The following is a 24,458-nucleotide window of genomic DNA, read 5'->3' on the forward strand; positions in this document are numbered from 1 at the left end:
GAACCATCCGCCCAAACAAGCGCGCAACCGGTTGCAGGTCACCCCGTGCGGGGAAGGGGGCGGCGATGCGGATCCTCACCTGGCACGTCCACGGCGCCTACCTCAGATCGCTCCTGAAAGTGGACCATGAGTGGCTGGTCCCGGCGCGCCCGGGCCGCCCGCCGCACTTCGCCGGGCTGCCCCGCGACGGGCCCCCGTGGCCGGCCAATGTGCGCGAGGTCGACGCCGGCGAGGTGCGCGATCTCGACGTCGACGTCGTGCTCTTTCAGCACCATCGCGAGTGGGACGCGCGTCACGAGCTCCTCTCGCCGGCCCAGCTCGCCGGTCCGCGCGTGTTCGTCGAGCACGATCCTCCCTTCCACGGCTCCCCGACGGACACCCGCCACCCCGTCGACGACCCCGACGTGCTGCTGGTCCACGTCACCCCGTACAACGCGCTCATGTGGGACAGCGGCCCGCTGCGGACGGTCACGATCCAGCACGGCGTCCCGGATCTCGGAGCGCTGTGGACCGGCGAGCTCGACCGCGGCCTCACCGTCGTCAACAACCTGGCCGCACGCGGGCGGCGGCTGGGCGCCGACGTGTTCGAGCGCGCCGCGGCGCAGGTGCCGCTGGACCTGGTCGGGATGGGCGCGCGCGAGCTGGCGCCGCAGGACCTGCCGGCCTTCGAGGCGCCCTACCGGTTCCTCTTCAACCCGATCCGCTACACGAGCCTCGGGATGGCGGTCTGCGAAGCCATGATGATGGGGCTGCCCGTCGTCGCGCTCGCCACGACGGAGCACGCGGTCGCGGTTCGCGACGGCGTGTGCGGCTACGCGTCGGCCGACGTCGACGAGCTCGTCGAGCGCATGCGCGAGCTGCTGGCCGACCGCGCGCTCGCGGCGCGGCTGGGGGAGGGGGCCCGCGCACACGCCCGCGAGCGCTTCTCGCTGGAGCGCTTCGCGAGCGAGTGGACGGCGGCGCTCGAGGGCGCCGCCGCCGTCACGCCAGGACCGGCTCGCGTTCGAGCTGCACCGGGGTCCTGTTCGCCCGCTCGCTGAGGCGCGCGAGCGCCCGGCGCAGGATCCGCGAGACCTGCATCTGCGAGCACCCGAGCTCGGCCGCGATCTCCGTCTGCGTCATGTCGCGCACGAACCGCAGGTACAGCGCGTGGCGGTCGCGCTCGTCGAGCAGGTCGCGCAGGTCGCGCAGGTCGGCGACCTCCTCGGCCAGCGTGAGGCGCTCGTCCTCCGCGCCGACCGTGTCGGCGACGGTGCGGTCGCCATCCTCGATCCGGCCCGCCGGGGCGTCGAGCGACGTCGCCGAGTAGGCGCTGCCGGCCTGGAGCGCCTCGAGCACCTCCTCGAGGTCCATGCCGAGCCGCTCCGCGAGCTGCTGGGCCGTGGGCGAGCGACCCTCCTCGGTGGTGAAGCGCTCGACCGCCTTGGTCACGGCGAGCACGCGCTCCTGCAGCGGGCGGGGGACCCGGACGGCCCACGAGTGGTCGCGCAGGTAGCGACGCACCTCGCCGTACATCGTGGGGATGGCGTAGGTGCGAAGGGGCGACCCGAACCTGGGGTCGTAGCGGTCGATCGCCTTGATCAGCCCCAGCCAGGCGACCTGCATCAGGTCGTCCTCGTGGCCGCGGGCGTGGTAGGCGCCGGCGACGCGGCGGACGAGCGGCAGCATGCGGCGCACGAGCTCATCACGGGCGGACTCGTCGCCCTGGCGGCGGTAGCGCTCGAGCAGCCACTGCTCGGATACGACAGGGGTCGCTGACTTCGGCATGGACTCTCCTTCCGGTTAGGGCGGGAGTCCGAAGACCGCACGCTGCGAGCACGCGGTCCGTCCTTCCAGATGATCCCTCGGGGCCTGCCGCCTGTGCCGTTCGGTCCGGGCGGCGACCTTCCCGAGCCGTACCCGCAGGTTCTACCTCACATGCGCCGTGTCGAGCGGCCCGCGCCGGGGGGTCAGAACGCTGACCTGCGTGGGTGGGACGCCCCCGGTCGCAGCGCCGCTAGATTCCTGCGGCTCGTGCGCATCTTCAGCGGAATCCAGCCCACCGGTCGCAAGCACCTCGGCAACTACATCGGCGCGATCCAGCACTACGTCGCCGGCCAGGACGCCGGCGAGTCGATCTACTGCGTCGTCGACCTCCACGCGACGACGGTGCCCTACGACCCGCGGGAGCTGCGCGAACGGCTCTACGACACCGCGGCGATCCTCATCGCCGCCGGCCTCGATCCCGAGCGCTGCATCCTCTTCCGCCAGTCCGACGTGCAGGAGCACAGCGAGCTGAGCTGGCTGCTCTCGTCGGTCACGGCCTGGGGCGATCTGAACCGGATGCACCAGTTCAAGGAGAAGTCCGCCGCCCAGCGCGACCTGGTCTCCGCGAGCCTGTTCACGTACCCGGTGCTGATGGCGGCCGACGTGCTCGCCTACCGCGCGACGACGGTGCCGGTCGGCGACGACCAGCGCCAGCACGTGGAGCTCATGCGCGACATCGCCGAGCGCTTCAACGCACGCTACGGCGAGATCCTCGTCGTCCCGGACGGGCAGTTCCCGGAGGTCGGCGCACGGATCATGGACCTGCAGGATCCGGCCAGGAAGATGTCGACGACCGGCGGCAGCGTGGAGGGCACGGTCTACGTCCTCGACGAGCCGAAGGCCATCGAGAAGAAGCTCAAGCGGGCGGTGACCGACTCGGGCACGGAGATCCGCGCCGGCGCCGACAAGCCGGGCGTGACGAACCTGCTCGACATCCTCGCCGCGGCGCGCGGGACGACGGTGGCCGAGGCGCAGGCGTCGATGGCGGACGCGCGCGGCTACGGCGACCTGAAGGCGGCGACGGCCGAGGCGGTCATCGCGCTGCTCGATCCCGTGCGCACCCGCTACGAGGAGCTGCGCACCGACGAGGACCGGCTCGAGGCGGTCCTGGCCGCGGGCGCCGACAAGGCGCGCGCGATCGCCGCCGACACGCTGGCCGACGTCCGGCGCGTCATGGGCGTCGGACCCGCTCGCTGAACGCGAGCAGCGCCTCGTCGCTGCCGGGACGCCCGATCACCTGGGCGCCGATCGGCAGCCCCGGGCCGGGCAGCGGCGTGGTGACGACCGGGACCGGCACCTGCGAGAGCGGGACGACGCACTGCAGCAGCGGCGTGCGCACGTCGGCCAGGTCGCGCGGCGGGGCGACGATGGGCGATGCGGGGGCGAGCAGCACGTCGTAGCGGTCGAGCGCGTCGAGCACCGCTCGCGCGATCGCCACGCGCTCGGCACGCGCCTGCAGGTACTGGTCGTCGGTGACCCGCGCCCCAATGGCGATGCGCTGCGCGACGTCGGGCGCGAGGTCGTCGTGGTCGACGCCCCGGGCGGCCGTGATGCGAGCCGCCTCGTAGAGCTGGATCGTCGGATGCACCTCGTGGGCGCGGGCGAGCCCGGGCAGCGCGATCTCGTCGGCCCCGAGGGCCGCCGCGGTGGCCCGGACGCGCTCGGCCACCTCCGGCGCGGCGTCGTCGGTGAGCGTCGTGACGAGCGCGATCCGGCGCGGCGGAGGGGCGGCGGGCGCGGTGCCCGGGATCGTCATGGCCGTCAGCAGCAGGGCGGCGTCCGCGGCATCGGCGGCCATGGGCCCGGCGATGTCGTAGGAGGGCGCGAGGGCCAGCACGCCGTCCATGGGCACGCGGCCCGGGGTGGCGCGCACGGACACGATCCCGCACAGCGCGGCCGGGATGCGCAGCGAGCCGCTCGTGTCCGTCCCGACGCCGCCCAGGGCGAGGCCGGCAGCGACCGCGACGGCGGGACCGGAGGACGAGCCGCCGGGCAGCCGGTCCGGGTCGTGCGGGTTGCGGCACGGCAGGCGCCACGGATTGGCGCCGTCGATGCCGAACGCCCACTCGTTCGTGTGGCCCTTGCCGACGATGACGGCGCCGGCCGCGCGCAGCGAGCGCACGCAGGCGGCGTCGCCCCCGGGGACGTGCGACCAGCGGCGCGAGCAGGCGGTGGTCGGCATGCCGGCGACGTCGAGGAGGTCCTTGACGATGATCGGCAGGCCGAGCAGCGGCCGGTCGTCCCCGGCGGCGCGGGCATCGTCGGCCGCGCGTGCGGCGCGGCGGGCGCCCTCGGCGTCAACGTGGACGTAGCAGCCGAGCTGCGACTGCTCGTCGATGCGGCGCAGGAGGCCCTCGAGCAGGTCGGCGGCGCTGAGCTCCCGGGCGGCGAGGGAGCGCAGAGCGGCGGTGGCGGTCGGGGGCGCGGCCATGGCGTGCAAGTGTGCCGGGGCGACCGGACCCACCGCTACGGTGTCGCCATGTCCGTCGTCGCCGACCTGGAGCTGGACCTCGACGTCTTCACCGGGCCGTTCGATCTCCTGCTCTCGCTCGTGCTGCGCGAGGAGGTCGACCTGCTCGAGGTGGCGATGGCCGACGTGGTCCTCGCGTACCTCGACCATCTCGAGGCGCGCGGCGAGCTCGACCTCGAGCAGGCGACGGAGTTCCTCGTGCTGGTCGCGTCGCTGCTCGAGCTGAAGTCGCGGCTCATGCTGCCCCGCGAGGAGGAGGAGCTGCTCGACCTCGAGCCCGGCGAGGCGGCCGAGGAGCTGCTGGCGCGGATGCTCGAGGCCATGCGCTATCGCGGCGCGGCGGGCGACCTGCGGGCCCGGCTCGAGGCCGAGGAGGGCGTCCGCTACCGGTCGGCGCCGCCGCCGGCGTGGATCAAGCGCCCGGATCTGGCCGAGCTCGACGGGGTGTACGACCCGGCGCGGCTCGGCAGGGCGCTCGGCGTCCTGCTCACGCCGCCTCCCGAGGTGTCGCTGAGCCACGTGACGATGCCGACGGTCAGCGTCGCCGACCGGCTGGGCCACCTGCGGCGCCTGCTGCGCCGCGGCGCGACGTCGTTCGACGAGGCGGTCCGCGGGGCCGATCGCGTCACCGTGGCCGTCACCGTGTGGGCGCTGCTCGAGCTCTACAAGCGCGGCGAGGCGACCTGGGTGCAGGACGAGCCGTTCGGCGACATCGCGATCACGCCGGTCAACGTGGGGCCGAGCGCCGTGGGGCGGGCGGTCGCATGAGCGAGATGGCCCGGATCGTCGAGGCGCTGCTGTTCCTGTCGCCGGAGCCGGTGTCGGTCGAGGACCTGGCGGCGGCGGTCGACTCGTGGCCCGACGAGGTGGCGGCGGCGCTCGAGGAGCTCCGCGGCGCGTACGCCGAGGGCGAGCGCGGGCTCATCCTCAAGGAGGTGGCGGGCGGCTTCACGCTCGCGACGGATCCGGTCGCCGAGGCGGCGGCCAAGCGCCTGCTCGCCCGGCCGCGCACCCCGCCGCTGACCCCGGCGCAGGCGGAGGCGCTGGCGATCATCGCCTACCTGCAGCCGGTCTCGCGGCCGGAGATGGCGCGCATCCGCGGCGTGTCGTCGGACTCGGCGACGCAGACGCTGCTGGAGCGCGGCCTGGTCGAGGAGTCGGGCCGCTCGCAGTTCGGCGCGGTCCTGTACCGGACGACGCCGCTGTTCCTCAAGCTGTTCGGCCTGGGGTCCCTCGACGACCTGCCCGACCCATCGCAGTGGGACCCGAGCCCCGAGGAGGCGGCCGACCTGCGCGATCGCCTGCTGCGTGCGGGCGAGCAGCGCGCGCCCGCGGCGCCGGCCGACGCGGCCTGACGCCCCTCGGCTCATGGCTCGCCGCGCCGGGCGCCCGTCAGGCCACGCGCGGCAGCCCGCCGTCGAGTGCGCCCAAAAGCCCCTCGGCGATCGCGTCGGGTGTCGGCGGGCAGCCGGGGATGCGGACCGCGACGGGCAGGAGCTCCTCGAGCGGCTCGGCGAGCGCCGCCGGGTCGCCGAGCACGTTGCAGCCCATCGCGCAATCGCCCAGCGCGGCGACGAGCCGCGGCTCGGGCATCGCGGCGTAGGCGGCGAGCAGCGCCTCGCGCATGCGGGTGGTGACGGGCCCGGTGACGAGCAGGATGTCCGCGTGGCGGGGCGAGGCGACGATGCCGATGCCGAAGCGCTGCAGGTCGTAGAACGGGCTCGCGGCGGCCTGCAGCTCGTGCTCGCAGCCGTTGCACGAGCCGGCATCGACGTGGCGGACGGCGAGCGAGGCGGGGCGGCCGCGGGGCAGGCGGGCGTCGCGACGGACGCGATTCAGCTGGCGGAGAAGGACGTGCATCAGCGGTCGGCGCAGGCGTAGCAGAGCTCGAAGCTCTTGTTGATGAGCGGGAAGTCGGGCAGGAGGTTGCCCGCGGCGGCGTGGGCGACCGCGGGCCAGTTCGCGTACGAGCCGGTGCGCAGGTGTACGCGCGCGACGCGGTCGCCGTCGAGCTCCACGGCGCAGAGCGTGGCGCCGCGCGGGCTCTCGACGAGGCCGGTGCCGAAGTTCGGCGCGTCCCGGGCCGCGGTCACGACGCCGCCGGGCGCGATCTCCCCGCTCGCCAGCAGCTCCCCGAGCACGGCGCACGTCGACTCGAGCTCGAGCGCGCGGACCTGCAGGCGTGCGCGCACGTCGCCCGCCGGAGCCTCGGGCACCGCGGCCGCCAGGTCGCCGTAGGCGAGCCGCGGTGAGGTGGTGCGGACGTCCTCGCGGACGCCCGACGCGCGCGCGGCCGGGCCGACGGCGCCGAGCCGCACGGCGTCGTCGCGCGTGAGCACCCCGACGCCGTCCAGGCGCGCCTGGACCGACCGGGCGAACATGAGCGACCGCCACGCCTTTGCCGCGTCGTCGCCGATCGAACGCACCGCCTCGCCCGCGGTACGGGCGGCACCGCCGGACAAAGCGAGCGTGCTCCCGCCGACGGCCACCGAGCCGAACAGGAACCGGTGGCCGGTGAGCCGCGCGTTGAGCCGCTGCGCGCGTTCCTTGAGCGCCGCGAACGCCATCGCCCCGGGCGCGAACCCGACTCCCGCGCAGACGGCCGAGACGTCGTTGAGGTGGTTGTACAGGCGCTCGAGCTCGAGCAGGAGGGTGCGCGCCACGCGCAGGTCGTCGGACGGCCGGCGCCCCTGCGCCAACTCCACCGCCTGCGCATAGGCCACCGAGCTCGCCACGTGGCACGCCGCGCACGCCCGCCCGACGTGGGCCAGCCCGTGGTCGGCGTCGCCGCCCTGCGCCGCGCGCTCGAGGCCCCGATGCTTGTGGAACAGCCGCGCATCGAGCGCCAGGATGCGCTCGCCGACGAGGTGGAAGCGGAAGTGCCCGGACTCGATGACGCCGGCGTGGATCGGACCGACCGCCACGTCGTGGACGCCCTCGCCGGTCATGGGGACCGTCCACGCGGAGGGGTCGGCCGGGTGGTCGACGAGCGGACGCAGCGGCTCGTGGCCGTCGAAGCCGAGCCCGTGCAGATCGTGGGCCTCGCGCTCGTCCCAGCCCGCCGCGGGCGCGAGGTCCACGACGCTCGGCACGCGCCGGGCCGCGCTGCGGCAGGCCAGCGAGCGCACCAGGGCGCCGTGCGCGACGAGGACGCGCCAGCGCAGCTCGTCGCCGTCATCGGTCGCGTAGGCGCCGGCGAAGCGCCCGCCGCCGTCGAGCGCCGCGGCGACCGCCTTGCGCCACAGGGGCAGCGGGACGTCGGCCGCGGTGGGCTTCGCCACGGCAAGGGTCATGGCGCCACCGTCGCGAGCGAGTCGACCAGCTCCGAGCCGGGCAGCGCGAGGCCGGCCGCGGTCAGCGCCAGCAGCCCGATGGCGAGCACGGCCGTCATCGCCGCGATGCGCCGCTCGCTGCGCCGCGCCGCGTGGCGGCGGTGGCGGCGGGCGGGTCCGACGACCCCCTCGAGCAGCGCGTGCAGCAGCCCGAGGAAGCCGAGCGCGAGCGCGACCGCGGCGATCGCCACGACGGCGGTCCTGCCCGCCTGGATGCCGCCCGCCAGCACCAGCAGCTCGGAGAGGAACAGCGGCGACGGCGGCAGCCCGCCGAGCGCGCCGAGGCTGACGCCCATCGCCGCCGCGGTGGCGGGGCTCGTCGCGGCGACGCCGTCCGGCGCGTGGTGCGACGCGCGGGGGTCGTGGCGCAGCAGCGGCAGGGCGGAGTAGAACCCGAGCGACTTCGCCAGGCCGTGGCCGGCGACGTGCAGCAGGACGCCGGCGATCGCCAGCGGGGTGCCGAAGCCGACGCCGAGCGCGATGACGCCCATGTGCTCGAGGCTCGAGAACGCGAGCAGCCGCTTGAACGGCAGCGCCCGCCACAGGAACGGGACGGCCACGAGCAGCGACGCGAGGCCGAAGCCGAGGAACAGCGCGCGGGCCGTGCTGGCGCCGACGGCGGGCTCCAGCGCGTCGCGCACCCGCCAGGCCACGAGCAGCACCGACGGCAGCAGCGCCGCGGAGAGCAGCGCGCTGACCGGCGCGGGCGCCTCGCTGTGCGCGTCCGGCAGCCAGTTGTGCACGGGCGCCCAGCCGATCTTCGTGGCCAGGCCGGCGAGGATCAGCACGAAGGCCAGCAGGCCGGCCCCCGGGGCCACCGCGCCGCTGTGCTCGTGCAGTGACCGCCAGTCGAGCGTGGACAGGCCGCCGCCCGGCAGCGCGATCGTCAGCACGACGATGCCCAGCAGCGCGACCGACAGTCCGAGCGAGGTCAGCACGAGGTACTTCCAGCCCGCCTCGAGCGCGTGGCGGCTGCCGGTGAACGCGACGAGCAGGGCCGACGCGGCGGTCGTGGCCTCGACGAGCAGCCACGCGACCCCCAGGTTCCCGGCCAGCGGCACGGCCAGCAGGGCGGCCCAGAACAGGTGCAGCGCGACGTAGTAGCGGGCGCGCGAGCCGCGCGCTCCGGCGCCGGTGCGTCCTGCGTGGCGCAGGTAGACCGGCGACAGCAGCGCGCTGCCGAGCCCGACGACCGCCGTGAGCGCGAGGAACACGCCGCCGGCGCCGTCGAGGTACGTCCAGCCGTCGTCGATCGGGGCGGCGCCGCCGCGGGCGAGCACGACCGCCGCGAGCGTCAGCGCGACGGCCGCGGTCAGCACCGCCACCACGACGTTGCCGGCGTCGGCCTGGCGGGGCGTGCGGGCCGCCGCGACGAGCAGCGCGCCGAGCGCCGGGAGCCCGACGGTCAGCGAGGCGAGCAGGAGGGCGTGCTCAGTCACGCAGGCCCCGCAGCAGCTCGGTGTTGCCGGTGCCCAGCTCGAGATGGATGCGCCGGGTGAAGGCCGCCGCGACCGTCACGACGAGCACGAGGTCGACGAGCGCGCCGAGCTCGACGGCGAACGGCACGCCGCCGTGCGCGCCGACCGCGAGGAGCGACAGGCCGTTCTCGGCGACGATCAGCCCGAGGAGCTGGAAGAGCGTCGGGCGCCGCGCCGCGACGATCGAGATGCCGACGAGGACGAGCGCGACCGCGGCGTCCTCCACCCGCGCGCTCGCCAGGCCCAGGGGCGGGACGAGGGCGGCGCCGGCCAGCGCCACGGCGACGCCGCCCGCGAGCCGCACGAGCGCGGTGGCGGCGGGCGTGACGGGCGCCGGCTCGCGCGTGCGCAGGACGACGAAGGCCAGCAGCGCGGGCAGCGCCACCGCCTTCGTCAGCAGGACGAGGGCGGCGACCAGGAACTCGGTGGAGCGCCCCGCCGCGAGGTGCAGCGCGCCGAGGCTGAGCAGCAGCGACTGCGCGGCGACGAGCGCGATGGCGACCGAGCGGCGGCGCACGGCGATGACCGCCAGGCCGAGCAGCAGGATCGCCGCGACGAGCGCCGAGCTCACAGGACGCCTCCGGCGCCCCAGGTCGCGACGCCGGCCAGCGCCACGAGGCAGCCTAGGCCGAGCAGCGACGGCACGCGCAGGATGCGCATCTTCGCCTGGGCGGTCTCGAGCACCGCGAGGGCGACGGCGCCCGCGGCGACGGCCGCGGCCGCGAGCCCCAGGGCGCCCGCGAACGACGCCGGATGGGGGAGGAACAGCCCGGCGGCCAGCAGCAGCATGAGCCAGTGGCGGGCCGCCGCCGCCCACTGCAGGTAGGCGAGGTCGCGCCCGGCGTACTCGAGCAGCGGGCCCTCGTGGATCATCGTCAGCTCGAGGTGCGTGTCAGGGTTGTCGACCGGCTGGCGGCCGGTCTCGGCGACCACGACGAGCGCGAACGCCAGCAGCGCACACCAGTGCGCCGGCTCCGTCCAGATGGCGGTGCCGGCGGCGGAGCCCGACATCGCGACGAGATCGGTCGAGCCGGCCGGCAGCGCGGCGAGCAGCAGCGCGAGGGCCAGCAGCGCCTCGGCGAACAGCGCGAGGGTCTGGTCGCGGGCCGCGCCCATGAGGGCGAAGCCGCTGCCGGTGTCCCACGCCGCCAGCGCCACGGCGACCCGTGCGAGCGCCAGCAGGCCGACGAGCGCGAACGCGTCGTGGCCGAGCCCCCACGGCCCGGAGCGGCCGGCGACCGGGACGATGGCCAGCGCGAGGATCAGGCAGGCGGCGACGACCGGTGGGGCGAGCCGGTACGGAAGGCCGGCGCCGAGCGGCTCGACGCCGCTGCGGCTCCACAGCCGGCGCAGCTCGCGGTAGGGCTGCAGCGGCGACGGGCCGCGACGCCCCTGCATCCGCGCCTTGAGCGCCTGGATCGTCCCCGGTACGAGCGGCGCGACCGCGAGCCCGCCGGCCTGCACGACCGCGGCGATCGCGCTCATCCGAGCGCTCCCGTCCGCGCCAGGGCCAGCAGCCCGAGGACGAGCGCGAGCAGGTACGCCGCGTACGTGCGGACGTTGCCGGTCTGCAGCCGGCGCACGAACGCCGCGCCGCGCAGCCCGTGGCGCGCCGCGTGCTCGCTGACGAAGCGATCGACGGGCAGCGCGACCTCGCTGGCGTAGTCGACCCCGGTCACGACCCCCGCGGCCTCGGTCACCTCGAGCCGGCGGCGGGGGCGCAGGACCGCCTCGAGCACGAGCCGCAGCGGCTTCGCGTAGCCGGCGGCCGTCCAGCTCAGTTCGGGCACCACCCGCTGGCCGCACGTCCACGCGGGCGCCGGCGCGGCGCGCCGGCGTCCGCGCGCCGCCACGAGCAGGCCGGCGACGAGGACGACCGCGATCGCCAGCGCCGCCGTGGGCAGCGAGCCCGTCGCCGGCAGGTCGAGCCCGGGCGTGGCGGGGACCGTGCCGGCGGACGGGGCGAGGTCGACGAGCACGGGCAGCACCAGTCCCGGCACGAGGCCGAGCACGACGCAGGGGACGGCGAGCAGCACCATCCCGGCGCGCATCGGCCACGCGGCCTCGCGCGCCTGCGCCACCTCCGGACGGCGCGGCGCGCCCAGCAAGGTCAGGCCGAACACGCTCGTGAAGCACAGCGCCGCCAGGCCGGCGGTCGCCGCGATCCCCGCCAGCGCCACCGCCCCGGCGAGCGAGATGCCGATCGCCCCGTCGAGCGCGACGTGGAGCATCGACTGCAGGACGAGCCACTCCGACGCGAACCCGTTGAGCGGCGGCAGCCCCGCGATCGCCAGCAGGCCGATCGCGAACGCGCCGCCGGTCCACGGCATGCGCCGCAGCAGCCCGCCGAGGCGGTCGAGGTCCAGGCCGCCGGTCGCGCGCTCGAACGCGCCCGCGCCGAGGAACAGCAGCGTCTTGAAGACCGCGTGATTGACGAGGTGCAGAAGGCCCGCGGCGAAGGCGATGGCCGACCACTCGGGCTCGCCGGCCGTGGCCAGCACCACCGATGCGCCGAGCGCCGCGGTGACGATCCCGACGTTCTCGATCGTGCTGAACGCGAGCAGGCGCTTGAGCTCGCCCTGCACGAGCGCGTACAGGACGCCGCCCAGCGCCGACGCGAGCCCGAGCCCCATGAGCACGAGGCCGAGCCACAGCGGAGCGGGCGCGAGCCACTCGAGCTCGACCCGTATCAGTCCGTACAGGGCGACCTTGACCATGAGCCCCGACATCAGCGCCGAGAGGTGGGCGGGGGCGACGGGGTGCGCGCGCGGCAGCCAGGCGTGCAGCGGCGCGAGGCCCGCCTTCGTGCCGAACCCGACGAGCGCCGCGACGGCGATGAGCGTGCCCGTCGCCCCGCCGGGTCCGGCGAGCACAAGGGCCAGGAGCGCGACCCAGACGCCCGCGCCCCCGAGGTGGGTGATCCCGAGGTACAGCAGGACCGCGGAGCGCGCCTCGTCGTCGCGCCGCGCGGCGAGGATGGCGGCGGCGGGCACGATCGTCATCGCCTCCCAGAAGCCGAGGAACGTCGTGACGTCCCGGGCGGCGAGCAGCCCGGCGAGCGAGAGCAGGAAGGCCGCGGTGAGCACGGCCACGGCCCGCGGCGCGTGGCCGCCCGGCAGGTAGCCGCGCGCGAAGAGCAGGGCCGGCGTCGCGGTGAGGCCGAGCACGACGAGGAACAGCCCGCTGAGCGGGTCGAGCCCGAGCGCGGGCCGGATCTGCGCCGACAGCGGAGCGCCGGTCGTGCCGCCGGCGGCCAGGATCGCGACGCCCCCGACGCCGAGCAGCGCCGCGCCGAGCGCCTGCAGCGTCAGGCCGGCGCGCAGGGCCGCGGCGGCGCGGGACGCCGCCGGCAGCGCGCCGCCGAGTACCAGACCGGCGGCGCCGGCGAGGCAGATCGCGGTGGCGGGCGTCACGTCAGGCCCGGCTCCGGGAGGGCTCGAACTCCTCCCCGGCGAGGTCCTGCAGCAGCGTCCGGCTGCCCTCGAGGCTGCTGGTCAGGATCTCCTTGGCCAGCTGCAGCAGCTCGAGGGTCCGGCGGTCCTTGACCCGGTAGAAGACGTTCGTGCCCTGGCGGCGCGTCTCGACGAGGTCCTGCTTGCGCAGGGCCGCCAGGTGCTGCGAGGTGCCGCTCGAGTCGAGGTCGAGCGCCGCCTGCAGGTCGCCCACGGTCCGCTCGCCGTCGCGCAGCAGCTGGAGGATCCGGATGCGCGCCGGATGCCCCAGCGCGCGGAACAGCTCCGCCTTGCGGACGAACACCGGCGGTTGCGAGGTCGGCATGATTTGAATCTTAGAACATTTTAAGATCAGCAAAAGGCCGACGGAAACCCAACGTCGACTTTCTCCGTCTGCGCCGCAGAAACTCGACGCTCGACGTCGCGGGAGCGCGTCGTGGGGCGGGGCCGGGCGCGGGGCGGGGCATGGCGCGGCGTGGTTGGGGGGGCGCGGCTTGGTTCGGGGCGCGGCGTGGGCCGGGGCGCGCGGCGCTCAGCGCGTGGCGGCGAGCTGCCCGCACGCCGCCGCGATGTCGCGGCCGCGGGTCAGGCGCACGGTCGCCGGCACGCCGTGCTCGGTCAGCACCGCTTCGAACGCCGCGATCGCCTCGCGCGACGAGCCCTCGTACACCGAGTCCGTCGGGTTGTACGGGATGAGGTTGACCTTGAACGTGTAGCCCGGGCCCAGGAGCCGGGCGAGCTCGAGCGCCTGCTCGTAGCGGTCGTTGACGCCGGCCAGCATCACGTACTCGATGAACACCGTGCGGTTCGTCTGCTCGTGATGGGCCCGGCACGCGGCGAGGACGTCCGCCAGCGGGTAGCGCTCGTTGACCGGCATGAGCTCCGAGCGCAGCGCGTCGTCCGGCGCATGCAGGGAGAACGCGATCTGCAGCGGCATCCCGCAGCCGGTGACCTTCCCGATGCCGGGCAGCCAGCCGACGGTCGAGACCGTCGTGCGCCGGTGCGTGATCCCCACGTCCGGCAGCCGCCGCGCCGCCGCGAGGACGTTGTCCACGTTGAGCAGCGGCTCGCCCATCCCCATGAACACGAGGTGGTCGACCGGCTCGATGCGCCGGAAGTGCAGGACCTGGTCGAGGATCTCCGACTCGGTCAGGTTGCGCCCGAACTTCATGCGGCCGGTCGCGCAGAAGGTGCACGTCAGCGGACATCCCGACTGCGACGACACGCAGATCGAGCGCCGCCCGTCGCGGTAGCGCATGAGCACCGCCTCGACTGGCCGCCCGTCGGCGGTGTGGAACAGCGTCTTGATCGTCCCGTCGCGTGACACCGCCTCGTCGGCGACGGCGAGCGTCGAGAAGGGCACGTCCTCGGCCAGCCGCGCCCGCATCGCGGCGGGCAGGTCGGTCATCTCGTCGTAGCCGCTCGCGCCGCGGGCGGCCCAGGACCACACCTGCCGCGCCCGGTAGGCCGGCTGGCCCGCCAGCGCCTGCTGCAAGAGTTCGAGGTCCATGCGTCTCTCACGGTATCTCGCCCATGGCGGCGTCTCGTCCCGTCGCGCCGCCGAGGAGCTCATCCGCGCCGGGCGGGTGACGGTCGGCGGCGAGACCGTCACCGACCCCGCCCGCGACGTCGGCGAGCACAGCGGGGTGGCGTTCGACGGCGCGCCGGTCAGGCCCGCCCCGCGCACGGTCGTCTACGTGCTGAACAAGCCCCGCGGCGTCGTCTCCACCGCCAAGGACACCCACGGCCGCCGCACCGTCGTCGAGCTCGTCAGGACGCCGGCCCGGATCTATCCCGTCGGCCGTCTCGACGCCGACTCCACCGGCCTCATCCTGCTCACCGACGACGGCGAGCTCGCCAACCGGCTCACCCATCCCCGGTTCGAGGTCCCGAAGACCTACCTCGCCACGGTCGCCCGGCCGCCGGTGCGCGAGCACGAGCTGCGCAAGCTGCGCGAGGGTGTGCAGCTCGACGACGGCCGGACCACGCCGGCGCGCGTGCGGCGGATCTCGCCCACCCAGCTCGAGATCACGATCCACGAGGGCCGCAAGCGCCAGATCCGGCGGATGCTCGACGCGGTCGGCCACCCGGTGAAGGAGCTGCAGCGCATCGCCTTCGGTCCGCTGCGCCTCACCGACCTCGCGGAGGGAGCCTCGCGCCGGCTGACCCCCGCGGAGGTCGAGCAGCTGCGCAGGTACGCGCCGGATCGCGGCGGCGCGGGCGGCCGGGCGCCCCGAGCGCGCCGGTAGCATCCGCGCGCCATGCGCCTGTTCGCCCTGCGCGGAGCCACGACCGTCGACGCCAACGAGGCCGACCGCATCCTGGCCGCCACCACCGAGCTCATGCACGAGGTCCTCGAGCGCAACGCGCTGCGGCCCGACGACGTGGTCTCGTGCATCTTCACGGTGACCGACGACCTCGACGCCGCGTTCCCGGCGACCGCCGCCCGCCACATGGGCTTCGAGCGCGTCCCCCTGATCTGCACGCGCGAGATCCCGGTCCCCGGCTCGCTGCCGCTCGTCATCCGGCTGCTCATGCACTTCCATGCCGCCGAGGACCACGACCCCCAGCACGTCTACCTGCACGACGCGCGCTCGCTGCGCGCCGACCTCGACGCCGCCCAGTGAGCCCGTCCGAGTTCTCCGGCCGCGTCGGCCGCCTGCCGAAGTATCCCGCCGCCCCCGGCTACGCCTGGAAGGGCGACATCGCGCGCATGGCCTCCAACGAGTCGCCCGATCCGCCGCTGCCCGAGGTCCTCGAGGCGGCGCAACGGGCGCTGCAGGACCTCAACCGCTATCCCGATCCGTCGCAGGGCGCGCTGCGCGAGAGCCTGTCGGACCGCTACGGCGTGCCGGTCGAGCGCATCGCGATCGGCAACGGCGGCAGCGACCTGCTCCTCGCCGCGGGGGATGCGCTGCTCGACCCGGGCGCCGAGATCGTCTACCCATGGCCGTCGTTCAGCCTGTACCCGCACATGGGCACCGCCGCCGGGGCCACGGAGGTGCGCGTCCCGCTGAAGGACGACTACGTCGACCTCGACGGCCTGATCACCGAGATCACCGCGGCGACCCGGCTCGTCGTCGTCTGCAACCCGAACAACCCGACCTCGACCGCGCTGCCGCTCGAGGAGATCGAGGCGTTCCTCGAGCGCGTGCCGCGCCACGTGTGGGTGCTCATCGACGAGGCGTACTGCGAGTACTCGCTGCTCGGCGATCCCGACGACACCATCCCGCTGCTGCGCAGGTTCCCCAACGCCGCGCTCCTGCGCACGTTCTCGAAGGTCTACGGGCTGTGCGGGCTGCGGGTCGGCTTCGTCCTGTGCGGCTCGGTGGACCTCTGCCAGGCGCTGTACTCGGTCCGCCAGCCGTTCTCGGCCAACGCCGTCGCACAGGCCGCGGCCGTCGAGGCGATCCGCCATCAGGACGCCGTCGCCCAGCGCGTCGAGCGCGCCGTCGCCGCCCGCCTGCAGCTCGACGCCGGGCTGCGCCGCCTGGGCATCGAGCCGCTCGAGTCCCACGCGAACTTCTCCTGGTTTCGCGTGGGCGAGCCCGAGCAGGAGCTCGCGATCGTCAACGCGCTGGCCGAGCGGGGCGTTCTGGTGCGCTCGGGCACCGCGCTCGGCGAGCCCGGCTTCCTGCGCGTCACGTACGGGCTGCCGCACGAGAACGACCGCTTCCTGGCGGAGCTCGGCACGCTTCTGTAGCCTGGGCCGCGTCATGCGTAGCCAGCCCGCCACCTTCGGCACCTTCTTCGGCTACGCGTACGCCTGGCGATTTCGCTAGGCGCTCGGCCGCACCTTGCCGCGAGACCAGTTCCGGCTCACCGAGCGCCCTCGACGTGGAAACCCGTTCCCTGACCAGGCGTAGAGAAGAGACGACATGTTGATCGTGATGAAGCAGACGGCGACCGAGGACCAGGTGGCAGCGGTCGTCGAGCGCATCGAGAGCGTGGGGGCGCGCGCCCACGTCAGCCCCGGCGACGAGCTGACGCTGATCGGTGCCATCGGCGACCGCGACCACGTCGCGCGGCTCGGCCTCGAGGGCCATGCCGGCGTCGCTCAGGTGGTGCCGATCCTCAAGCCCTACAAGCTCGCCTCCTCCCAGCTGCGCGGCGGAGGACGCTCGACGCTCGAGATCGCCGGGCGCAAGGTCGGCGGCGAGCACTTCGCGCTGATCGCCGGGCCGTGCACCGTCGAGTCGCGCGACCAGCTGATGACCGTCGCCCAGGTCGTCAAGGACGCCGGCGCCGCAATGCTGCGCGGCGGGGCCTACAAGCCGCGAACGTCGCCGTACTCCTTCCAGGGCCTCGGCCAGGAGGGACTGCGGCTGCTCGCCGAGGCCAAGGCGGCCACCGGCCTGCCGATCGTGACCGAGCTCATGGACGTCCGCGACGTCGAAGCGCTGGCCGAGGTCGCCGACGTCGTGCAGATCGGCGCCCGCAACATGCAGAACTACACGCTGCTGTCCGAGGTCGGGCGCAGCGGCCTGCCGGTGATGATCAAGCGCGGGCTGTCCTCGACGCTCGAGGAGCTGCTCATGAGCGCCGAGTACGTGCTCAAGGAGGGCAACGAGAACGTGATGCTGTGCGAGCGCGGCATCCGGACGTTCGAGACCGCCTACCGCTTCACGCTCGACATCACGGCGATCCCGGTGCTCCAGGAGCTCTCGCACCTGCCGGTGATCATCGACCCGAGCCATGCGCCGGGCCGGCGCGACTGGGTGGCGCCGCTGTCGCTGGCCGCGGCCGCGGCGGGCGCCGACGGGATCATCGTCGAGACGCACCCGGAGCCCGACGAGGCGATCTGCGACGGCCCGCAGCAGATCCCGACCGACACGTTCTCCGACTACGCGCAGAAGGTCGCGCGCGCCGCGGAGCTGGCCGGCAAGGTCAGCACCGTGACCGCGTAGCGGCCGGCGGGGCTCGCTTGCGCGTCGCGATCGTCGGCACGGGGCTCATCGGCGGGTCGGTCGGCCTGGCCGCCCGCCACCGCCTCGGCGCGGAGGTGGCCGGTGCGGGCCCGGAGGCGCCGCGCGCCGTCGAGCTCGGCGCCGTGGACCGGGCGTGCGCGACGATCGCCGAGGCGGTCGCCGGGGCCGAGGTCGTCGTCGTCGCCGCCCCGCTGCGCGATCTCGTGACGTCGATCGGGACGGTCCTCGACCACGCGCCGGCGGACTGCGTCGTCACCGACGTCGGCTCCACGAAGAGCGGCATCACGCACCTTGTGCGCGACGACCAGCGCTTCGTCGGCGGGCACCCGCTCGCCGGCGGCGAGGCGTCGGGCGTCGAGCACGCGCGCGAGGACCTGTTCGAGGGCGCGGTCTGGTACCTCACGCCGCGCGAGAACACCTCCGGCCTGCTCTACGAGCGCCTGTACCGGGTCATCAGCGGTCTGGGCGCGGCGCCGGCCGCCATCGACGCCGACGTCCACGACCGCCTCATGGCCGCGGTCTCGCACCTGCCGCACGTGCTCGCCAACGTCCTGGTCGCCCAGGCGATCCGCGCGCTCGACGACGGCGAGACGATCCCCGCCACCGGGCCCAGCTTCCGCGACGCCACCCGGGTCGCGGGCGCCAACCCCGCGCTGTGGAGCGACATCATGCTCAGCAACCGCGAGGCGCTCGTCGCCCAGATCGACGACGTGCAGCGCCGCCTGGCGGAGGTGCGCGCCGCGCTCGCGGCCGGCGACGGCGACGCGCTCGGCGCGTTCCAGGCCACCGCGGCCGGCGAGCGGCGCGCGCTCCTGGAGACCCAGCTCGGCGGCGGGGCGCAGCGTGAGCTGCACGTCCCCGTGCTCAACCGCCCGGGGGTCATCGCCGAGCTCGCACTCCGCCTCGGGCGCGCAGGCATCAACATCTCCGACATGGCACTCGCGCCGTCGCCGGACATGCAGCAGGGCGAGGTGACCGTCTGGGTCGCCGAGCGCGACGCCGCGCGCGCCGCCGAGATCCTGGAGCTCGACCCGTGACCACCGTCCGCTACGAGCCGTCGGGCCGCCTGCGCGGGAGCGTGGCCGCACCGCCGGACAAGTCGATCTCCCATCGCGCGGCGATCGTCGGCGCGATGGCGTCGGAACCCGTCCGCATCACCGGCTACCTCGACGCGGCCGACACGAACTCGACGCTCGCCGCCGTCCAGGCGCTCGGGGCGCGCGTCGACGCAAAGCCCGACGAGATCGTCATCCGCGGCACGGGGCTGCGCGAGGCGCGCTCGGCGCCGCACCCGATCGACGTCGGCAACGCGGGCACGCTCATGCGGCTGCTGCCCGGCTGGCTGGCCGCGCAGGAGGGGCGCCGGTGGACGCTCGACGGCGACGACTCGATCCGGCGGCGGCCGGTCGACCGCATCGCCGAGCCGCTGCGGCGCATGGGCGCCGACATCGAGGCGCGCGACGGCCGCTTCCCGCCGTTCACGGTCCGCGGCGCGCGCCTGCGGGCCATCCACTACGAGCTGCCGGTGGCCAGCGCCCAGGTGAAGTCCTGCGTGCTGCTCGCTGGCGTGGCGGCCGACGGCGCGACCACGGTGACGGAGCCCGCGCCCAGCCGCGACCACACCGAGCGGATGCTCGCCGCGGCCGGGGTGGCGGTGCAGCGCCACGGCCGCCACGTCACCGTGCAATGCGCCGACGAGCTGGAGCTCGACCACATCCACGTCCCCGGCGACCCGTCGAGCGCCGCGTTCGCCATCGCCGCGGGCGTGATCGTGCCCGGCTCGCGGCTGCTCGTGCGCAACGTCGGGGTGAACTGGACGCGGACCGGCTTCCTGCGGATCCTCGAGCGGATGGGGGCGATCGTCGTCGGCGACCTCGAGGCGCCCGACGACGGCAGCGACCCCATCGTGCCGACGTCCGAGCCCGTCACCGACCTCGACGTCACGGCCGGCCCGCTCGCCGGCACGGTCGTCGAGCCCGACGAGGTGCCGCTGGCCATCGACGAGCTGCCGCTCGTCGGGCTGCTCGGCTGCTTCGCCGAGGGCGAGACCGTCGTGACCGGCGCACACGAGCTGCGCGTCAAGGAGTCCGACCGCATCGCCGCGGTCGTGACCGCACTCAACGCGCTGGGCGGTGACGCCGAGGCGACCGAGGACGGCTTCGTCGTGCGCGGCACGGGCGGGCTGCGCGGCGGGGTCGTCGACTCGGGCGGCGACCACCGGATGGCGATGCTCGGCGCGGTGGCCGGGCTGGCGAGCCGCGAGGGCGTCGAGGTGCTCGACATGGGCGCGGCCGCGGTCTCCTATCCCGGCTTCGACGCCGACGTTCGTAGTCTCCTCCGACGATGATCGTCGCCATCGACGGCCCCGCGGGGGCCGGCAAGTCCACGGTGGCGCGCGCCGCGGCGCGCGCGCTCGGCTTCCAGTACCTCGACACGGGGGCGATGTACCGCGCCGCCGGGCTCGCCGCCGACCCGGTCAGCGCCGACATCCGCCTCGAGGACGGCCGCGTCCTGCTCGACGGCCGCGACGTCACCGCGGACATCCGGACCAACGAGGCCGGCGAGCGTGCCTCGGTCGTTGCCGCACGGCCCGAGGTGCGCGAGGCGATGGTCGCCAAGCAGCGGGCGATCATGGCGGCCGGCGACTGGGTGGCCGAGGGGCGCGACATCGGCACGGTCGTCGCGCCCGACGCGCGGCTGAAGGTCTTCCTGACCGCCTCGCCCCGGGAGCGCGCCCGCCGGCGCGCCGCCGAACTGGGCACCGACGTCGCCACCGTGCTCGCCGATCAGACGCTGCGCGACGAGCGCGACCGCACCCGCGCCGCCAGCCCGCTGCAGGCCGCGCCCGACGCGGTCGAGCTCGACACCACCGGGCTGAGCATCGACGAGGTCGTGGCGCGGATCGGCGCCCTGGTGCCGTCATGAAGGTCGCGATCGTCGGCTATCCGAACGTCGGCAAGAGCTCGCTCGTCAACCGGCTCTCCGGGTCGCGCCAGGCCGTCGTGCACGAGACGTCCGGCGTCACGCGCGACCGCAACGAGGTGGCGACCGAGTGGAACGGGCGCCGGTTCGATCTGATCGACACGGGCGGCGTGGACTTCGAGGACCTCGACCCGCTGTCGGGCTCGATCCGCGAGCAGGCCCGGGCGGCGCTGGCCGACGCCGAGGTCGCCGTGCTCGTCGTCGACGCGCAGGCCGGGGTGCGCCCCGGCGACGAGGAGATCGCCGACCTCCTGCGCCGCGACCGCACACCGGTGGTCCTGGCGGCGAACAAGATCGACTCGGTCGGATCGCTGCCGCAGGCGGCCGAGTTCTGGTCGCTGGGGCTCGGCGAGCCGATCGCCGTCTCCGCCGCCCAGGGCCTCGGCGCCGGCGACCTGCTTGACCGCATCGTCGAGTTGCTGCCCGAGGAGGAGGAGGCCGAGGAGGACGAGGACGTCGTCCGCCTCGCGGTGATCGGCCGGCCGAACGTCGGCAAGAGCTCGCTCGTCAACCGCTTCCTGGGCGACCAGCGGGTGATCGTCTCCGACGTCGCGGGCACGACGCGCGACGCGATCGACCTGCCGCTCGAGGTCGAGGGGCGCAAGGTCGTCCTCATCGACACCGCGGGCATGCGCCGCCAGTCGAAGGTGCAGGAGTCCGTCGAGTACTACACCGCGCTGCGCTCGCAGCGCGCCGCCGAGCGCGCCGACGTCGCGCTCGTCATCTGCGACGCGACGGACGGGATCACCGCGCAGGACCTGCGCATCGCCGAACTGGCGATGGGCGCGAAGTGCGCGACCGCGCTCGTCCTCAACAAGTGGGACACGCAGAAGGGCACCGCGGAGGACCCCGGCGGGGAGATCGACCTCGAGCACGAGCGGGCCCGCGTGGCCCAGAAGCTGCGGCTGCGCCCGCGCGTGCTCACCGCCAGCGCCCAGAGCGGCCGCGGCGTCCAGCGGGTCATGACCGAGGCGCTCGCGCTCGGCGACCGCATGCACCAGCGCGTGCCCACGCCGGACTTCAACCGCTTCCTGTCGGAGGTCGTCCAGATCCGCCAGCCGCCCGCCAAGCAGGGCCACCGGCTGAAGCTGATCTACGGCGCCCAGATCGGCACGGCGCCCCCGCGCTTCGCCATCCAGGTCAATTCGCGCAACCGCGTGACGCGCGACTACGCGTATTTCATCGAGAATCGCCTTCGTGCCCGGTACGGATTCGACGGAGTCCCCGTCATCATCGACTTCACGGAGCGCAAGGAACGCCGCGGTGCCCGATGAGGTGGTCCGCCGGCGGCGCCGCCTCGCGCTGCTCGCGGCCACCGCGCTGATCGTCGTCATCGCCGTCGTCGCCGTGCTCCTGACGCGCGGCGGCGCGTCGGGCGCGCCCATCGCCGAGGAGGCCGCGAGCCTCGTCCCGTCCGACGCGATCGTCTACGTGCACGTCTCGACCGACGGCGACAGGGGCGCCGTGAAGGACGCCCGGAAGCTCGCCGGCTCGTTCGACGGCTACGAGCGTCTGCGCGACAGCGTGCTGAGCCGCCTGTCGGTCGGCGGCGGGGGCAGGAGCGCGGTGAGCCCGTGGCTCGGCGACGAGATGGCGCTCGCGCTGCTCGGGCCGCAGGGCGAGACGGCGGGCTCGCTTGTGCTGCTGTCCGTGCGCGACCGCGACAAGGCCCGCGCCTTCGTGCGGGAGGGCGCCCGGCGCAGCGGGCCGTCGCGCACGTACAAGGGCGTGACCCTCGCGCGCTACGGCGCGGTGTACGCGGCGTTCATCGGGGACTTCCTCGCGCTCGGCCAGCAGGCCAGCCTGCAGCAGGCGATCGACCTGCAGCAGGGCCGCGGCGAGGCGCTCGCCCGCGACGCCACCTTCGCGAAGCTGACGACGCGGCTGCCCTCCGACCGGGTCGCCGACGCCTACGCCACCGCGGACGGGCTGCGGCGCCTGCTCGTGCCCGCGGGCGGTGCGCTCGGCGTCGCCGGCGTCGTGCTCGACCGCCCGAACCTGCGCGGCACCGCGGTGGCCGTCCAGGCCGAGGACCCCGGCCTCGTGCTGACCGTCGCGGCCGACGTCCCGGGCCGCAAGGCGCAGCCGCTCGACCCGGCGCTCCTGAGCTCGGTGCCGAAGAACGCGCTGGCCTACTTCGGCAGCCGCGGCCTGGACCAGAGCGCCGGCCGCCTGCTGGCGGCCGCGGGGACGTCCGCGCTCGGCGACCTCATCCGGCAGGGGCGCAGGGCGCTCGGCGCGGAGGGGGCCCGCAGCGTGGGGGAGGACCTGCTGGCGCTGCTGGAGCGCGAGACGGCCGTCGTCCTGCTGCCCGGCGTGCCCGCGCCGACGCTGCTCGTCATGGCGAAGACCGAGAACGAGGAGCGCACGCGGGCGGCGCTCAAGCGGCTCACCGACGCGCTGCCGGGACTGCTGCCGGGCGGCAAGGTCACGCAGGCCGACGGCGTCACGAAGGTCACCTCCGACCAGGCGGAGCTCGACGCCACCGTGAGCGACGGCAAGCTGATGATCTCCACCGGAATGGTGGGAATCGACGCCGCGCGCAGCTCCAACGGCGGCATCGAGGACGCCGACGCGTTCAAGGCGACCGTCCCGGACGCCAGGAGCGGCGACGTCACGTCGCTAGTCTTCCTCGACTTCAGCCAGCTCCTCAGGCTCGCGGAGCAGACCGGCCTCAACGACTCACGCGCCTACCTCGCGGTCAAGGACGACCTGACCCGGGTGCGCGCCGTCGGGGTTCGGTCCACCGGCGAGGGGGAGGACACGACTTCGGAGATCCGCTTCCAGATCCCATGAGCCAGTACGCCGACAACGAGTACCTCTTCACGTCAGAGTCCGTGACCGAGGGCCATCCCGACAAGGTGGCCGACCAGATCTCCGACGGCGTCCTCGACGCCGTCATGAAGGACGACCCGACCGGGCGCGTGGCGTGCGAGACGCTCGTCAACACGGGCCTGGTCGTCGTCTCGGGCGAGATCACGACCGAGACCTACGTCGACGTCCAGGAGGTCGCGCGCGAGACGATCCGCAAGATCGGCTACGTCGACGCCGACCTCGGCTTCAGCGCCGACTCCTGCGCGGTGATCAACGCGATCGACAAGCAGTCGCCCGACATCGCCCAGGGCGTCAACCAGGCCTACGAGACGCGGACGGACCCCGGCGACGACGACGCCCTCGACGTCGCGGGCGCCGGCGACCAGGGGATGATGTTCGGCTACGCGACGAACGAGACCGACGAGCTCATGCCGCTGCCGATCGCGCTCGCGCACAAGCTGGCCAAGCGGCTGGCCGACGTGCGCCACGGCCAGGTCGTGCCGTACCTCCGGCCCGACGGCAAGACGCAGGTGTCGGTGCGCTACGTGGACGGCCGTCCGGTCGCGATCGAGAAGCTGCTGATCTCCACGCAGCATCGGGAGGGCTCGGAGGGCGTCATCCCCGACGACCTCTGGGAGCACGTCGTGCTGCCGGTGCTGCCGCGCGGCCTCTACGACGAGAACAAGCTGCGCCGAGACTTCCTCGTCAACCCGACCGGGCGCTTCGTCATCGGCGGGCCGGTGGGCGACTGCGGCCTGACCGGGCGCAAGATCATCGTCGACACCTACGGCGGCATGGCCCGCCACGGCGGCGGCGCGTTCAGCGGCAAGGACCCGTCGAAGGTGGACCGCAGCGCCGCGTACGCCGCCCGCTACGTGGCGAAGAACCTGGTCGCCGCGGGCCTGGCCGACCGCGCGGAGGTGCAGGTCGCGTACGCGATCGGCGTCGCGCATCCGGTCTCGGTCATGGTCGAGACGTTCGGCACCGAGAAGGTCGGCCGCGCGCAGATCGCCCAGCTCGTCGACGAGCACTTCGACCTGCGCCCCGGCGCGTTCCGCGACTACCTGAACCTGCACCGGCCGATCTATCAGAAGACCGCGGCCTACGGCCACTTCGGCCGCGAGGATCACGACTTCACCTGGGAGAAGACCGACAAGGCGCAGGCGCTGCGCTCCGCCGCGGGGCTGGAGTAGCCG

At 74.6% G+C, this 24,458-nt stretch carries 24 protein-coding genes; 14 read left to right on the forward strand and 10 right to left on the reverse strand.

Annotated elements, in window-relative coordinates:
* Window positions 1–65 precede the first annotated feature (65 nt).
* Window positions 66–1,040, forward strand: coding sequence for a glycosyltransferase (locus tag DSM104329_RS10875; protein ID WP_259315460.1), 975 nt, complete (start codon window positions 66–68; stop codon window positions 1,038–1,040).
* Here DSM104329_RS10875 and DSM104329_RS10880 read toward each other — a convergent pair.
* Window positions 982–1,767 (reverse strand): SigB/SigF/SigG family RNA polymerase sigma factor, encoded by a 786-nt coding sequence (locus DSM104329_RS10880; RefSeq protein WP_259315461.1) that lies wholly within the window; start codon window positions 1,765–1,767, stop codon window positions 982–984. The two genes, DSM104329_RS10875 and DSM104329_RS10880, sit on opposite strands and share 59 nt — an antisense overlap.
* A 246-nt stretch (window positions 1,768–2,013) precedes the next feature.
* On the opposite strand from DSM104329_RS10880, the gene trpS reads away from it, so the two are divergent.
* On the forward strand, window positions 2,014–3,003 hold the full coding sequence (gene trpS, locus DSM104329_RS10885; RefSeq protein WP_259315462.1) for a tryptophan--tRNA ligase: 990 nt from the start codon (window positions 2,014–2,016) through the stop codon (window positions 3,001–3,003).
* Here the strand turns inward: trpS and DSM104329_RS10890 are convergent.
* Complete coding sequence (locus DSM104329_RS10890; RefSeq protein WP_259315463.1) at window positions 2,978–4,237, reverse strand: amidase; 1,260 nt, start codon at window positions 4,235–4,237, stop codon at window positions 2,978–2,980. The two genes, trpS and DSM104329_RS10890, sit on opposite strands and share 26 nt — an antisense overlap.
* A gap of 48 nt (window positions 4,238–4,285) precedes the next feature.
* Here DSM104329_RS10890 and DSM104329_RS10895 point away from each other — a divergent pair, with 48 nt between their 5' ends.
* Both DSM104329_RS10895 and scpB read left to right on the forward strand, forming a co-directional pair.
* On the forward strand, window positions 4,286–5,044 hold the full coding sequence (locus DSM104329_RS10895; protein ID WP_259315464.1) for a segregation and condensation protein A: 759 nt from the start codon (window positions 4,286–4,288) through the stop codon (window positions 5,042–5,044).
* Window positions 5,041–5,631, forward strand: a complete 591-nt coding sequence (gene scpB, locus DSM104329_RS10900; RefSeq protein ID WP_259315465.1) for an SMC-Scp complex subunit ScpB — start codon at window positions 5,041–5,043, stop codon at window positions 5,629–5,631. The genes DSM104329_RS10895 and scpB overlap by 4 nt, the downstream gene beginning before the upstream one ends.
* A 37-nt stretch (window positions 5,632–5,668) precedes the next feature.
* Here scpB and DSM104329_RS10905 read toward each other — a convergent pair whose 3' ends face one another.
* The 8 genes from DSM104329_RS10905 to rlmN form a co-directional block, all read right to left on the reverse strand.
* On the reverse strand, window positions 5,669–6,136 hold the full coding sequence (locus DSM104329_RS10905; RefSeq protein ID WP_259315466.1) for an NADH-quinone oxidoreductase subunit B family protein: 468 nt from the start codon (window positions 6,134–6,136) through the stop codon (window positions 5,669–5,671).
* On the reverse strand, window positions 6,136–7,569 hold the full coding sequence (locus tag DSM104329_RS10910; protein ID WP_259315467.1) for a hydrogenase large subunit: 1,434 nt from the start codon (window positions 7,567–7,569) through the stop codon (window positions 6,136–6,138). Before DSM104329_RS10910 ends, DSM104329_RS10905 begins: the two co-directional genes overlap by 1 nt.
* On the reverse strand, window positions 7,566–9,047 hold the full coding sequence (locus DSM104329_RS10915) for a proton-conducting transporter transmembrane domain-containing protein (protein WP_259315468.1): 1,482 nt from the start codon (window positions 9,045–9,047) through the stop codon (window positions 7,566–7,568). Before DSM104329_RS10915 ends, DSM104329_RS10910 begins: the two co-directional genes overlap by 4 nt.
* Window positions 9,040–9,657 (reverse strand): hypothetical protein, encoded by a 618-nt coding sequence (locus DSM104329_RS10920; RefSeq protein WP_259315469.1) that lies wholly within the window; start codon window positions 9,655–9,657, stop codon window positions 9,040–9,042. Before DSM104329_RS10920 ends, DSM104329_RS10915 begins: the two co-directional genes overlap by 8 nt.
* Window positions 9,654–10,571 (reverse strand): respiratory chain complex I subunit 1 family protein, encoded by a 918-nt coding sequence (locus DSM104329_RS10925; RefSeq protein WP_259315470.1) that lies wholly within the window; start codon window positions 10,569–10,571, stop codon window positions 9,654–9,656. Before DSM104329_RS10925 ends, DSM104329_RS10920 begins: the two co-directional genes overlap by 4 nt.
* Window positions 10,568–12,499 (reverse strand): proton-conducting transporter transmembrane domain-containing protein, encoded by a 1,932-nt coding sequence (locus tag DSM104329_RS10930; protein WP_259315471.1) that lies wholly within the window; start codon window positions 12,497–12,499, stop codon window positions 10,568–10,570. The genes DSM104329_RS10925 and DSM104329_RS10930 overlap by 4 nt, the downstream gene beginning before the upstream one ends.
* 1 nt (window position 12,500) lies before the next feature.
* Window positions 12,501–12,863 (reverse strand): ArsR/SmtB family transcription factor, encoded by a 363-nt coding sequence (locus DSM104329_RS10935; protein WP_259315472.1) that lies wholly within the window; start codon window positions 12,861–12,863, stop codon window positions 12,501–12,503.
* Window positions 12,864–13,070: 207 nt separating this feature from the next.
* The gene (gene rlmN, locus DSM104329_RS10940; protein WP_259315473.1) at window positions 13,071–14,048 is read right to left on the reverse strand and encodes a 23S rRNA (adenine(2503)-C(2))-methyltransferase RlmN; all 978 of its coding nucleotides are present in this window, start codon (window positions 14,046–14,048) and stop codon (window positions 13,071–13,073) included.
* Between rlmN and DSM104329_RS10945 the strand changes: the two genes are divergently transcribed.
* From DSM104329_RS10945 to metK, 10 genes are all read left to right on the forward strand, one after another.
* A complete protein-coding gene (locus tag DSM104329_RS10945) occupies window positions 14,047–14,787 on the forward strand; it encodes a pseudouridine synthase (RefSeq protein WP_259315474.1) in 741 nt (246 codons plus the stop codon). The two genes, rlmN and DSM104329_RS10945, sit on opposite strands and share 2 nt — an antisense overlap.
* A gap of 12 nt (window positions 14,788–14,799) precedes the next feature.
* Window positions 14,800–15,165: a chorismate mutase gene (gene aroH / locus DSM104329_RS10950; RefSeq protein WP_259315475.1), complete on the forward strand. Its 366-nt coding sequence runs from the start codon at window positions 14,800–14,802 to the stop codon at window positions 15,163–15,165.
* Window positions 15,162–16,241 (forward strand): histidinol-phosphate transaminase, encoded by a 1,080-nt coding sequence (hisC, locus tag DSM104329_RS10955; protein ID WP_259315476.1) that lies wholly within the window; start codon window positions 15,162–15,164, stop codon window positions 16,239–16,241. Before aroH ends, hisC begins: the two co-directional genes overlap by 4 nt.
* A 175-nt stretch (window positions 16,242–16,416) precedes the next feature.
* The gene (gene aroF / locus DSM104329_RS10960) at window positions 16,417–17,445 is read left to right on the forward strand and encodes a 3-deoxy-7-phosphoheptulonate synthase (protein WP_259315477.1); all 1,029 of its coding nucleotides are present in this window, start codon (window positions 16,417–16,419) and stop codon (window positions 17,443–17,445) included.
* A gap of 17 nt (window positions 17,446–17,462) precedes the next feature.
* Window positions 17,463–18,503: a prephenate dehydrogenase/arogenate dehydrogenase family protein gene (locus DSM104329_RS10965; protein ID WP_259315478.1), complete on the forward strand. Its 1,041-nt coding sequence runs from the start codon at window positions 17,463–17,465 to the stop codon at window positions 18,501–18,503.
* On the forward strand, window positions 18,500–19,813 hold the full coding sequence (aroA, locus tag DSM104329_RS10970; RefSeq protein WP_259315479.1) for a 3-phosphoshikimate 1-carboxyvinyltransferase: 1,314 nt from the start codon (window positions 18,500–18,502) through the stop codon (window positions 19,811–19,813). The genes DSM104329_RS10965 and aroA overlap by 4 nt, the downstream gene beginning before the upstream one ends.
* Window positions 19,810–20,391 carry a (d)CMP kinase gene (cmk, locus tag DSM104329_RS10975; protein WP_259315480.1) on the forward strand — a complete coding sequence of 194 codons (582 nt, stop codon included), beginning with the start codon at window positions 19,810–19,812 and terminating at the stop codon, window positions 20,389–20,391. Before aroA ends, cmk begins: the two co-directional genes overlap by 4 nt.
* Window positions 20,388–21,722: a ribosome biogenesis GTPase Der gene (gene der, locus DSM104329_RS10980; protein WP_259315481.1), complete on the forward strand. Its 1,335-nt coding sequence runs from the start codon at window positions 20,388–20,390 to the stop codon at window positions 21,720–21,722. Before cmk ends, der begins: the two co-directional genes overlap by 4 nt.
* Window positions 21,712–23,244, forward strand: coding sequence for a DUF3352 domain-containing protein (locus tag DSM104329_RS10985; protein WP_259315482.1), 1,533 nt, complete (start codon window positions 21,712–21,714; stop codon window positions 23,242–23,244). Before der ends, DSM104329_RS10985 begins: the two co-directional genes overlap by 11 nt.
* On the forward strand, window positions 23,241–24,455 hold the full coding sequence (gene metK / locus DSM104329_RS10990; protein WP_259315483.1) for a methionine adenosyltransferase: 1,215 nt from the start codon (window positions 23,241–23,243) through the stop codon (window positions 24,453–24,455). The genes DSM104329_RS10985 and metK overlap by 4 nt, the downstream gene beginning before the upstream one ends.
* The last annotated feature ends 3 nt before the right edge of the window (window positions 24,456–24,458 follow it).

The organism is Capillimicrobium parvum (assembly GCF_021172045.1).
Classification (GTDB): domain Bacteria; phylum Actinomycetota; class Thermoleophilia; order Solirubrobacterales; family Solirubrobacteraceae; genus Capillimicrobium; species Capillimicrobium parvum.